The organism is Rudaea sp., from assembly GCF_036383415.1.
GTDB lineage: Bacteria > Pseudomonadota > Gammaproteobacteria > Xanthomonadales > Rhodanobacteraceae > Rudaea.
This window is the reverse complement of sequence record NZ_DASVOK010000275.1, coordinates 35,794-47,794: the sequence shown is the minus strand read 5'-3', so window position 1 is coordinate 47,794 and position 12,001 is coordinate 35,794. Positions and strand designations below refer to the sequence as shown.

Annotated in this window: 9 protein-coding genes; 3 read left to right on the top strand and 6 right to left on the bottom strand. The window is 64.8% G+C overall.

Annotation, left to right across the window (positions count from 1 at the left end):
* Positions 1-51 precede the first annotated feature (51 nt).
* From VF497_RS10410 to tldD, 4 genes are all read right to left on the bottom strand, one after another.
* On the bottom strand, positions 52-900 hold the full coding sequence (locus VF497_RS10410; RefSeq protein ID WP_330888377.1) for a methyltransferase: 849 nt from the start codon (positions 898-900) through the stop codon (positions 52-54).
* A gap of 32 nt (positions 901-932) precedes the next feature.
* Positions 933-2,723 carry a bifunctional isocitrate dehydrogenase kinase/phosphatase gene (gene aceK, locus VF497_RS10405; RefSeq protein ID WP_330888375.1) on the bottom strand — a complete coding sequence of 597 codons (1,791 nt, stop codon included), beginning with the start codon at positions 2,721-2,723 and terminating at the stop codon, positions 933-935.
* Between the two features lie 21 nt (positions 2,724-2,744).
* Positions 2,745-3,881 (bottom strand): hypothetical protein, encoded by a 1,137-nt coding sequence (locus VF497_RS10400; RefSeq protein ID WP_330888373.1) that lies wholly within the window; start codon positions 3,879-3,881, stop codon positions 2,745-2,747.
* Between the two features lie 107 nt (positions 3,882-3,988).
* Positions 3,989-5,428: a metalloprotease TldD gene (tldD, locus tag VF497_RS10395; RefSeq protein ID WP_330888371.1), complete on the bottom strand. Its 1,440-nt coding sequence runs from the start codon at positions 5,426-5,428 to the stop codon at positions 3,989-3,991.
* 200 nt (positions 5,429-5,628) lie between these two features.
* Here tldD and VF497_RS10390 point away from each other — a divergent pair, with 200 nt between their 5' ends.
* Positions 5,629-6,216: a BPSL1445 family SYLF domain-containing lipoprotein gene (locus VF497_RS10390; protein WP_330888369.1), complete on the top strand. Its 588-nt coding sequence runs from the start codon at positions 5,629-5,631 to the stop codon at positions 6,214-6,216.
* 164 nt (positions 6,217-6,380) lie between these two features.
* Entirely contained in the window at positions 6,381-8,417 is a 2,037-nt protein-coding gene (locus tag VF497_RS10385; protein ID WP_330888367.1) for an NADPH-dependent 2,4-dienoyl-CoA reductase, read from the top strand.
* Positions 8,418-8,447: 30 nt separating this feature from the next.
* Here the strand turns inward: VF497_RS10385 and VF497_RS10380 are convergent, their stop codons facing one another.
* Both VF497_RS10380 and VF497_RS10375 read right to left on the bottom strand, forming a co-directional pair.
* Complete coding sequence (locus VF497_RS10380; protein ID WP_330888365.1) at positions 8,448-9,581, bottom strand: TIGR03118 family protein; 1,134 nt, start codon at positions 9,579-9,581, stop codon at positions 8,448-8,450.
* Positions 9,582-9,749: 168 nt separating this feature from the next.
* Positions 9,750-11,123, bottom strand: a complete 1,374-nt coding sequence (locus VF497_RS10375) for an MBL fold metallo-hydrolase (protein ID WP_330888363.1) — start codon at positions 11,121-11,123, stop codon at positions 9,750-9,752.
* Between the two features lie 219 nt (positions 11,124-11,342).
* Between VF497_RS10375 and VF497_RS10370 the strand changes: the two genes are divergently transcribed.
* Positions 11,343-11,990 carry a M15 family metallopeptidase gene (locus tag VF497_RS10370; protein ID WP_330888362.1) on the top strand — a complete coding sequence of 216 codons (648 nt, stop codon included), beginning with the start codon at positions 11,343-11,345 and terminating at the stop codon, positions 11,988-11,990.
* The last annotated feature ends 11 nt before the right edge of the window (positions 11,991-12,001 follow it).

Below are 12,001 nucleotides of genomic sequence, written 5' to 3'. Positions count from 1 at the left end.
GCGTGCGGTATCCCCAATTTTCGGGATACCGCACGAAGCGCTTCGATCGAACTACTTCTTCGGCTTGACGAACTTCAGCGTCATCCGGTCGGACTCGCCGATCGCGATGTATTTTTCGCGATCGACGTCCTTGAGTGTGAGCACCGGCGGCAAGGTCCACACGCCCTTCGGGTAGTCCTTCGTGTCCTTAGGATTGGCGTTGATCTCACTCTGTGCCTCGAGCTTGAAGCCCGCGTCGGTGGCGAGCTTGACCACGGCGTCGACCGGAAGATAGCCCGATTCCTTGTCCTGTTCGAGTGTCGTACCCGCCTTGGCGCGATGGTCGACGACGCCCAGCGTGCCGCCCGGCTTGAGCACCGCGAACATCGCCTTGAAAATCGGTTCGGCGACTCCGTCGTCGGTCATGTTGTGGACGTTGCGGAACGTCAACACGACATCCGCGCTCCCGGGCGGGCCGAGCACCGCCGTCTTCGGCACGAACTCGACGACCTGAGCCGCGGAATAACGCGCCGGGTCCGCCGCCAGCTTGGCCTTGATCCCGGTTTTGTTGAGCGCTTCCTCGCCGCCCGGCTTGTCCGGCTTGATGATGGCGGCGACGTAGTGGCCGTGCTCCTTGAGGTACGGCGCGAGAATTTCGGTATACCAGCCGCCGCCGGGATACAGTTCAATCACGCTCTGGTTGGGCGCGACGCCGAAGAACGCGAGCGTCTCCTTCGGGTGGCGGTATTTGTCGCGCGCCTTGTTCTTGTCCGAGCGCCAGTCGCCGGCCAGAACGGTGTCGATCGACGTTGCCTGCGCGAGTGCGCCCGGCGTGACCGGTGCCTTCGGCTGATCGGCGAACGCGGAATTTGCGGCCAACGCGGCCGCGAGCGCCAGGGTCAATGTTGCGATATTGCGCATGAAACTGCTCCCTCTTGTGGTGATGACCGGCCCTACAGACCGGCGTTTTGCGAAAAAGATTCCACCCCGATTCGAACTTGCCTCGGATATGGCGGCAGGTCAGCGACAAGGCCGCGGGCGAGGCGCTCCTGCAGCTCGCGCCACCAGCGCACACTGAAGATGTCGCCGTGCGCTTCGAGCAGGGCCGCGCGCTGCGCCGCATCCATGCCGAGGAAGCGTGGGAACTGTTCGGGAAAGACGTCGAACGGGCCGACGTAGAACGACTCGCCACGGTCGTCGTCCTCGGGCAATTCGCGGAAGCGGCACTCGCTGACCAAGCACAGCTCGTCGTAGTCGTAGAAGATCGCGCGGCCGGTGCCGGTGACACCGAAGTTCTTGAACAGCAGGTCGCCCGGGAAGATGTTGCTCGAAGCGAGATCGCGGATCGCCTGGCCGTAATCGACCACGGCGCGGATTCCGGCGTCGGGCTCGGCCTCGCGCACGTAGAGGTTGAGCGGGCGGACGCGGCGCTCGACGTAGCAGTGCGCGACGACGAGATCGTCGCCGTCGATCTTCACGGTTTCACTGCAGCTGGTCAGCAGCTCGTCGAGCAAATCCAAAGCGAACTGGTTGCGCGGAAAGCGCAGGAAGCGGAATTCCTGCGCATCGACGAGACGCCCGCAACGGTCGTGGCGGAACACGAGCGTGTACTTCTGCATCACCTCTGCGCGCACGCTCTCCTTCGGGAACGCGAACTTGTCGCGGATCAGCTTGAACACGAGTGGATACGAAGGCAGCGTGAACACGGCCATGACCATGCCGCGCTCGCCGTCGGCGTGCACGAACTGTTCGTCACGGTGCGCGGCGAGGTGGCGGAAGAAGTGGCGATAGCGCTCGGTCTTGCCCTGCTTGGCGCGGCCGAGCGCGGTGTACAGCTCGTCGATCGGCTTGAACGGCAGCAGCGTGCGCAGGAACACGACCGCGTCGCCCACGGTCGGCAGATCGGCCTGAAAATAGCTGCGCGTGTAGCCGAACACCTGGGCGACGTGCGCGCGTTCAGTCAGCACCGCATCGACGCGCAGACCCGCGTCCTCGTTGACCAGCGCGATGACGAGCGGTGCAATGCGCTCGGCGCCGAAGATGCGCCCGACGAGATAGGCGCGGCGCTCACGGTAGAACACCGTGTCGAGCAATTCGATCGCGCGGATCGGATTGGCGTTCGCCGCGTCCGTGGCGCCCCATTCCAGCAGCCGCTCGGTCAGCGTTTCGGCGATGCGCAGTGCGCACAGGCTCTGGTGCGCGTAGGGCACGTAGAACGCATAGTCCTCGAGCATGCGCTGGCAGACGCGCGGCAGTTGCCCCCACACCGCATAGCTGTGGCGTTCAACCGGGTGGGTGATACGGTCGGTCGGTTCGATGTCAAGCGCAACGAATTCGATCTGCGCATCGACACCCGAGGTGCCGAAGAAACGCCGTGTCAGCGTGTTGTAGAAAGTCTTGTTGAGTTCCTGGTCGAGCAGCGGCGCGATCAGCTCGGCGAAGCTGTTGCGGATGTCGATCCACAGAACGTGATCGCGCACGCGCTCGCGCAACAGGCGTTCCAGCTGCGACGTGGTCGCGCGCACGCAGATGTCGTAGAGATCCATGCGCTCGACGTTGTCCATCTGCGCCGAGATGAAGTCGCGCGCCTCGAAACGCTGCTTGGCGCGGCGCGTGACCGCGCGGAAGCGGTCGTTGTAGTCGGCAAAGCCGTTGCGGATATCGACGGCCGCAGCCGCGGCCAGCGCCGTGCGTTCGTCAGTCGGCGCGCTCGATTCGAGGATGGCGGCGTCTTCGGAACTCATCGCGCCCTACCATACCGGAAATCAGCGTTGTTTTGCCGCCTTCTCCGGCGCCGGTTCGAACGGGTTGCGATCAAGGGCGGCCAACGCCGCCCAAGCCGTCGCAGCGAGATGCGGACGGCGATAGTAGTAGAAGTCCGCCGAAGTGCTGTCGCCGCCGACGGCGAGGCCGGTCGTGATGCGCGGCTCGCGCGTGGCGTAGAGGAATCCGCCCGTCGAAGCCTGTTGCGCGATCGTTGCGAACAGCTTCGCGGCTTCGTCCCCACGGCCAAGCCTGCGATACACGAGCGCCGCCTGCGCCGTGCCTTCGGTCCACAGTCCATCGCGGTCGTCGTTGAAATCGAAGCCGCCGGCCACGCCATGCTTGCGCTCGACCCAGGCCAGCGCCTGTTGCCATCGCTTGTCCGCATTCGGCAGCAATTGCGCCCAGAGTTGTACGTCGAGTCCGGAGGTAGTTCGGTTCGGCGTCACGCCGTCCAGCAGCGTGCCGATCCAGAAATGCGCGCTCGCCGCGTCCCACTGCGTATCGACGAAGCCGCGTGCCTGCCGCTCGTGTCGCTTCCACTCGCCTTTCGCATCGAGGCGATCGAGCCAGGCGAACAGCGCGACGAGATCGATGTTGTGTTCGGTCGATTTCCACGAAATTTTTCCCGGCGTCGCATCGAAGCCTTCGATGCCGTCGCCAAAACCTCCGCCACCACGCGTGTCCGCGGCGCTCGCGACGATCCAGTTCGCCAGCTTCACCGCCGCATCGCGCCAGCAGACCTCGCCGGTGGCATCATGCATGGCGAGCAGGGCCAGCGCGGCCCACGCGACATTGCCGGTCGCCGTGCCATCCTGATACGCATCTTCGACCCAGCGGCTTGCTTTCCGGTCCCACCAGCCGTTCGGCAACGGCTTGCCTTCGACCGCGCCGGCGCGATAAGTGTTGCGCAGGTGTGCGTCGCCCATCGCGGCCACACGCAATGCCTCGCCGATACGCGCAGCTTGTTCGCGCTTGTCACAGGCGAGCAGCGCGATCACCGCCAGCGCGTTGTCGTAGGTGAACGCTGCCGTGCGCAGCGCCGGCTCGTCCGACTCACCCGTACCGCGCTCATGGTCGTAACTGCGCAGAAAAACCGGGGCGTTGCCCTGGGTGGCGTCGACACGCGATGCGAGCACATTGCAACTCATCGACGCAATGCTTTTTGCATCATCTGCCGCGTGAGTTGCATTCACGAAGAACAGCAACGCAAGAGCGAAAATACCGGAACGCACGCAGGCGTGCCTCACGCCGCGGTGCCGCCCACTGTCATCGCGTCGATGCGCAGCGTCGGCTGGCCGACGCCGACCGGCACGCTCTGCCCTTCCTTGCCGCAGACGCCGACACCTTCGTCGAGTTTCAGGTCGTTGCCGATCATCGACACGCGCGTGAGCACCTCGGGCCCCGAGCCGATCAGCGTCGCGCCCTTGACCGGCCGCGTCACCCTGCCGTTCTCGATCAGGTAGGCCTCGCTCGCCGAGAAGGTGAACTTGCCATTGGTGATGTCGACCTGGCCACCGCCGAAGTTGACGGCGTACAAACCGCGCTCGACCGAGGCGATGATCTCGCCCGGATCGTGCTGGCCCGCAAGCATGTAGGTGTTGCGCATGCGTGGCATCGGCAGGTGCGCGAATGATTCGCGCCGGCCGTTGCCGGTCGAACGCTGGCCCATCAGCTGCGCATTGAACTTGTCCTGCATGTAACCCTTGAGGATGCCGTCTTCGACCAGCACGGTGCGCTCGGTCGGCGTGCCTTCGTCGTCGACGCTGAGCGAGCCGCGCCGATTCGCGAGCGTGCCGTCGTCGACGACGGTGACGCCTTTCGCCGCGATACGATCGCCGTAGCGCCCCGCGAACGCGCTCGTGCCCTTGCGGATGAAATCGCCCTCGAAGCCGTGGCCGATCGCCTCGTGCAGCAGCACGCCAGGCCAGCCGGGACCGAGCACGACGGTCATGCTGCCCGCGGGCGCCGGCACCGATTCGAGATTGACCAGCGCCTGCCGTACCGCTTCGCGCGCGAACTCATGCGCGCGGCCGTTCGCGAGCAGTTCGCGATAGCCGTGACGGCCGCCGCCGCCGGAACTGGCCGATTCGCGCCGACCATTCTGTTCTGCGATCACGTTGACATTCATGCGCACGAGCGGGCGCACGTCGGCGGCGAGCGTGCCGTCCATTGCCGCGACAAGCACGGTGTCCAGCGTTGCCGACAGGCTCACGATCACCTGCGTCACGCGCGGATCGAGCGCGCGCGTGAACTTGTCCACTTCGCGCAGCAGCGCGATCTTCTCCTCGTTGGCGATGCTCTCAACCGGATCGATCGCCGGGTACAGCGACTGCGCATTGCGCGCGGTGAGCGCATGCGCGGCGCGATCGTTGCCCGATTGCGCGATCGCGCGCGCGCTCTTCGCCGCGGTCAGCAGTTCCGGCAGCACGATCTCGTCCGAATAGGCGAAGCCGGTCTTCTCGCCGCTCATCGCGCGCACGCCGACGCCCTGCTCGATCGAATGGTTGCCTTCCTTGACGATGCCGTCCTCGAGCATCCATGACTCGCTGCGCGAATGCTGGAAATACAGGTCGGCCGCGTCGATCGACGGCCCGACGAGCTGAGCAAACACCCGATCGAGGTCGGCGGCGGCGAGACCACCCGGTGCGAGCAGGCGCTGTTCGGCGAGAACAAGTACAGACATGAATTTTCCTTTAACGATCCGCCACTGGATTCATGGCGAAAATTTCAAAGCAGATCAAAGACCAAAGAGGTTCTTCTTACATGGGATCGACGCAGCGGGCTTGCAAGCTCGCTGTCCGTTCAGGTCATTGTGATATAAAAAAACCGGCGAATCATGTATCGATGCCGATTCACTTCACCATCATTCGAAGGAGAAGGATCATGCAGATGCGCAAACTCGCAGTCATGCTCGGTGCGGCGATCGCCGCCTCCAGCTTCGGACTGACCGGCTGCACGACCACGCCGGACAAGCCCAACTCCGCCGCCACCAATGCCTCCAAACGCATGTCGCTCGATGCCGACGTCGACGCCACGCTGTCGCGTGCGCATTCGGTCGTCCCCGGCTCGCGTGAACTGATGGCCAAGGCCGCCGGCGTGCTCGTATTCCCGAAGGTGATCCAGGCGGGCCTGGTCGTCGGCGGCGAACACGGCAACGGCGCGCTCCACATCGGCGGCAAGACCACCGGCTATTACAACACCACGTCACTGTCGGTCGGTCTGCAGGCCGGCGCGCAATCCAAGGCGGTCGTATTCCTGTTCATGACCAAGGATGCCCTGGACGGCTTCCGCAGATCGTCCGGCTGGTCGGCCGGCGCCGACGCTTCAGTGGCGATCGTCAAGGTCGGAGCAAACGGCTCGGTCGATACGACCACAGCCACCGCACCGGTCGAGGTCATCGTCCTGACCAATGCCGGCTTGATGGGCGACCTGTCCGTCGACGGCACGAAGGTCTCGAAGATCGACCTGTAAACCCATGCATCAGTCCAGGCAAGTCCCGGCAAAAGGGGCTTGCCTGGTCGCGCCAGCGCGGCGTCCGCGGACAGGATTTGCTTGCCCGGGTGCGACGCGCAAAGCTTGTGCCGCAGCGCAATTCAGGGCATCGTAGCGGAATTCAAACGACCGTTCGATTCTCGATGATCGCCGCTGCCACACCGAATCCGCACTACCCGCACCTGCTCGCCCCACTCGACCTCGGCTTCACGACGCTGCCGAACCGCGTGCTCATGGGTTCGATGCACACGGGTCTTGAGGACCATGCGCGCGACTTCGACAAGCTCGCGGCCTATTTCGCCGAGCGCGCGCGCGGTGGTGTCGGCCTGATGGTTACCGGTGGCATCGCACCGAACATCGAAGGCTGGCTGACGCCGTTCGGCGGGCGGCTGTCGCTGCCGTGGCACGTAGCACGCCATCGCAAGGTCACGGCCGCGGCGCACGGTGAAGGCGCCAAGATCTGCCTGCAGATCCTGCACGCCGGCCGCTACGGCTATCAGCCGCTGTCGGTCGCGCCGTCGAGGATCAAGTCGCCGATCACGCCGTTCACGCCTCGCGCGCTGTCGGCACGCGGCGTCGAGCGAACGATCAACGACTTCGCCAATTGTGCTCGCCTCGCCCAGGACGCCGGCTACGACGGCGTCGAGATCATGGGCAGCGAGGGTTATCTGATCAACCAGTTCCTCGCCGCGCGCACGAACACGCGCACGGACGACTGGGGCGGCAGCGCCGAGAAGCGCCAGCGGTTTGCCGCCGAGATCGTGCGCCGCACGCGCGCCGCGGTCGGACGCGAATTCATCATCGTCTATCGCCTGTCGATGCTCGATCTCGTCGACGACGCGCAGAGTTGGGCCGAGATCGTGCAGCTTGCGAAAAAGATCGAAGCCGCCGGCGCGACGCTCATCAACACCGGCATCGGCTGGCACGAGGCGCGCGTGCCGACGATCGTCACCAGCGTCCCGCGCGCGTCGTTCGCCTGGGTGACGAAGAAGCTGAAGCCCGAAGTTTCGATTCCGCTGATCACGACCAACCGCATCAACATGCCCGAGCTCGCCGAGCAGATCCTCGCGGAGGGCGGCGCCGACATGGTGTCGATGGCGCGCCCGTTGCTCGCCGATCCGGACTGGGTGAACAAGGCGCGCGCCGGGCGCAGCTCGCGCATCAACACCTGCATCGCCTGCAACCAGGCCTGCCTCGACCACATCTTCGCGGAAAAGCGCGCCTCGTGCCTGCTCAATCCGCGCGCTTGCGCCGAGACCGAACTCGTCATCGCGAAAACGACGGCGCCAAAGAAGATCGCCGTGATCGGTGCAGGGCCGGCCGGCCTAGCCTGCGCGACGACGCTGGCCGAGCGTGGCCACGCGGCGACTCTGATCGATGCCGCGAGCGAGATCGGCGGCCAGTTCAACCTCGCCAAACGCATCCCGGGCAAGGAAGAGTTCTCCGAGACGCTGCGCTACTTCGGCCATCGCATCGAGGACACGGGCGTCGAACTGCGCCTCGGCACGACGGCAACGGTGGAATCGCTGCGCGGATTCGATGCGGTGATCCTCGCCACCGGCATCGTGCCGCGCGCGCTCGACATCACCGGTGCCGACCATCCGATGGTGCTGAGCTACATCGACGTGCTGCGCCAGCGCAAGCCCGTAGGCCAGCGTATCGCCATCGTCGGCGCGGGCGGCATCGGCTTCGATGTCGCCGAGTTCCTCACTCAAGCCGCGCCTTCGCCGACCACGGACGTCGCGCGCTGGTCGCAGGAATGGGGCGTCGACATCGCCTACACGCACCGCGGCGGCCTGGCGAAGCCCGAACCCGAAGCCGCCGAACGCGCCGTCTGGCTGCTCCAGCGCACGCCGGGCACGCCGGGCAAGCGCCTCAACAAGACGACCGGCTGGGTGCATCGCGCGGCGCTGAAGATGAAGAACGTGAAGATGCTCGGCGGCGTGAACTACGAGCGCATCGACGACGCCGGCCTGCACGTCAGCATCGACGGCGTGGCGCAATGTATACAAGTGGACAATGTCGTCGTCTGCGCCGGTCAGGAGCCGCGCCGCGACCTGCATGCCGGCCTCGCCGCGGCCGGCATTACCGTGCACCTGATCGGCGGCGCGGATGTCGCCGCCGAACTCGATGCCAAGCGCGCGATCGCGCAGGGAACCCTGCTGGCCGCCGAACTCTGAATCAGGCGGGCTCAGCCACAAGCACTGTCCTCACTCGTCGCTCGAATCGTCGTCGCTGCTAGTCGCGCTACTCGCCACGACATCGATGCGTCCGTAGGCACCGTGCGCCTCGTCGCCCGGTCCGGCGGCGAAAAACAGCGTGTCGACCGGCTGGCTGGCAAATCCGTTGCCGAATGCGATGCCCCAGAGTCCGTCGATCTGCAACGGCACGTGCTGCGCATCGCGCAGAGTGCCGAGCGGCGTGCCGGACTTGAGGTCATAGGCGTTGATGCGGCCATCACCGAAATTGCCGACGAGCAGGCTGCTGCTGAAGCGGCCGAAGCCGGCCGGTGCGAGCGCCATGCCCCACGGCGCGTTGAGCTGGCCGCGCGAAGCAACGCGATGCAACAGCTTGCCGTTCGGATCATAGACGTCCACGTAACCGAGGCCGCGGCCATGGACGTCGTCGTGCCGATCGGCATCCTGCATCGCGTAAGTGACGAATATGTCGCCATTGATTGCCTGGATGCCGAACGGCGCGAAGCCGGATGGAATTTTCGCATCGACGAACGCGCCCGCAGGCAGGCTGACCGGGGCGAACTTGCTGTCGAAAACGTCGACCTTGCCGTTGTGGAAATCGGTGGCGTAGAGCAACTGCCCGCTGCCGCCCGCACTGAGCGCGAGGCCCTTGTAGATCGCGCCGCCGGCCGAGCTGTCGACCGCGCGCAGCGCATGCGTCGTGTCCACGTTCGGCGCCCAACCGGCGATCACGCCATCCTCGGTGGCGAAGAGGAAGCGGCTCGCGCCCGTCACCGTGCCGTTGCTGACGGTGAAGCCACTCGATCCGTTGTAGACGATGCCGGTGGGACTGCCGCCGGTTGCGTTGGTCGGGCTCGGGATTGCAACGACGAGCGACTGCGGATTGCCCATGCCGTCGTACAAGGTCGACGTGCCGCTGTGATTGTTCGCGACCCAGACGACACCGAACGGATTGAAGGCAACGCCCCAGGCGTTGACGAGGTTGGGATCGGTATGGTCGGCCGCGATCGAACCGTCGGAGACGAGTACGTGCTGTTGATAATCGCCGCCGTCCTTTGCCAGCGCGGGCGACGAGATACCGGTGATCGCCGCTCCCGCCGCGAAAAACGCAACGACCAGGCGATTGGGGGATTTTGAACCATGCATGGCAATCTCCACTTGATTGCCCCCTGATTGTCATCGCGGCGCGATCGCCACGGTGACAACAGGTCCATTCCACTTCGCCCGCCACCGGTTCAATCGGCGCACAATCCCGCGTCGGGATCGAAAGTGGACAGAGCAAGAATCGCGCCGATGCATGATCCGTCGCGCGGTCTACACCTCGCGTACCGCACCTGGCCGCGCGAGCTCCGCCGTCACGCCGAAGCGTTCGTGCAATTCAGTCGCGAGCGCTTCACGCGCGTCGTCCTCGCCATGCACGAGCGCGACTGATGGATGCCCGGCGATGCCGCCGTACCATTCGAGCAGGCCGTTCTGATCGGTGTGCGCAGACAAGCCACCGATCGTGTGACACTGCGCGTTGACCTGATATTCCTCACCGAACATGCGCACCGTTTTCGCGCCGTTGACGAGGCGTCGACCGAGCGTGCCGTCTGCCTGGTAGCCGACGAACACGATATGCGCCTCGCGTCGGCCGATGTTGTGGCGCAGGTGGTGCACGATGCGTCCGCCGCTGGCCATGCCGTTGCCTGCGATAATGATCGCGCCGCTACGGATCTGGTTGATCGCCATCGAATCCTGGATCGAGTCGGTCGTGTGCAGGTTCGGCAAGCGGAACGGGTTGGGCGTGCCCTTCCACACCTCGAGCGCGTCGTCGTCGAACAACTCGTGGTGGCGGTCGTAGATCTGGATAACCTTCGCTGCCATCGGACTGTCGATGAAAATTTTCCAACGTGACAGATTCCATTCGTCCCAGAAGCGCGCGAACCAGTACAGGAGTTCCTGCGTGCGGCCGACGGCGAAGGCCGGTATCAAGACGTTGCCTTGATTCTTCCACGCGTCGTCGAGGATGCCACCGAGTTCACGCACGGTCTCGGCACGATCCTTGTGGTTGCGGTTGCCGTAGGTCGATTCCATCAGCACGAGATCGGCCGCAGGCGGCGTTTCCGGATCGCGCAGGATAGGCGTGCCCTTGGGGCCGAGATCGCCCGAAAACACGAGCGTGCGGCCGTCGGCGAACAGTTCGATGATGGATGAGCCGAGGATATGGCCCGCGTCGCGCAGGTCCACTTCGATGTCGGGAAACAGCGTGGTGCGTTGGTGGTACGGCAGAGGACGCAACTGCGGCAACATCTTCTGCACGTCATCGCGCGTGTACAGCGGCACGACTTCGGGCGTGCCTGCCACACGCTTGCGACTCTGGCGCGCCGCATCGCTCTCCTGCAGCGAAGCCGAATCCATCAGCATCACAGGGATCAGATCGCAGGTGGCTTCCTGCGCATAGATCGGCCCCTGATAGCCGCGCGCTGCGAGCAGCGGCAACCGCCCGGTATGGTCGATATGCGCATGACTGACAACGACTGCGTCGATCGCGTTGACGTCGAACGGAAACGCCTCGGTGTTGCGCGCCTCCTCCGCGTCGCTGCCCTGGATCATGCCGCAGTCGAGCAGGATGCGTTTGCCCGCCGCGTCAACGAGGTGCATCGAGCCGGTGACCGTACCTGCCGCGCCAAAGAAATTCACTTTCATGCCGTTCGCCTCCATTGCATACCCGACGCAATCTACGCGAGTCCTGCGACGCTGAAAAGTTCGTTGCGTGTACACTGCGCGCAACCCTGCGGCAGGATCGATCCGATGCTTCGCCCGATATCCACGTCGTTCATCGCACTCATACTCGCGGCATGCCAGTCTGCAAGCCCGCAGCTTGCAGCTACGCCAGATGCTCTGGCATTTTTCCATATCGATCCCGTGCGGCCGGTGGCGGAACTGCTGCCGAGCGCGCTGGCGGCAACGCCGCCGACCGAGCCGGGCGAATTCCGCAAGACTGATCTCGTCGAACTCGTCACCCTCGATCCGACGATCAAGCTCGACATCCGCTACGCGACGACGCGCAACTTCCTCGGCACGCCGTTGTACAGTCAGGCGCGCGCATTTTTGCAACGCCCCGCGGCAGAGGCAGTCGTGCGCGTGAATCGCGCGCTCGCGAAGGAAGGCTACGGGCTGATGATCCACGACGCGTACCGGCCGTGGTACGTGACGAAAATCTTCTGGGACGCGACGCCGGCCGACAAACACCAGTTCGTGGCCGATCCGGCCAAGGGCTCGCGCCACAACCGCGGCTGCGCCGTCGACCTTACGCTGTATGACTTGAGAACCGGCAAGGCCGTGGAGATGCCGAGCCTGTACGACGAGATGAGCGAGCGCGCCTACCCGGGCTACGCGGGCGGCAGCGACACCTCACGCACGAAACGCGATCTGCTGCGTCATTACATGGAAGCCGAAGGTTTCAGCGTCTACGAATACGAATGGTGGCACTTCGATTATCGCGACTGGAAATCGTACGCGATCGGCAACGTGCGCTTCGAGGACATCGCGCCGGTCCGCTCCGCAGGCTGATCGAATCGACC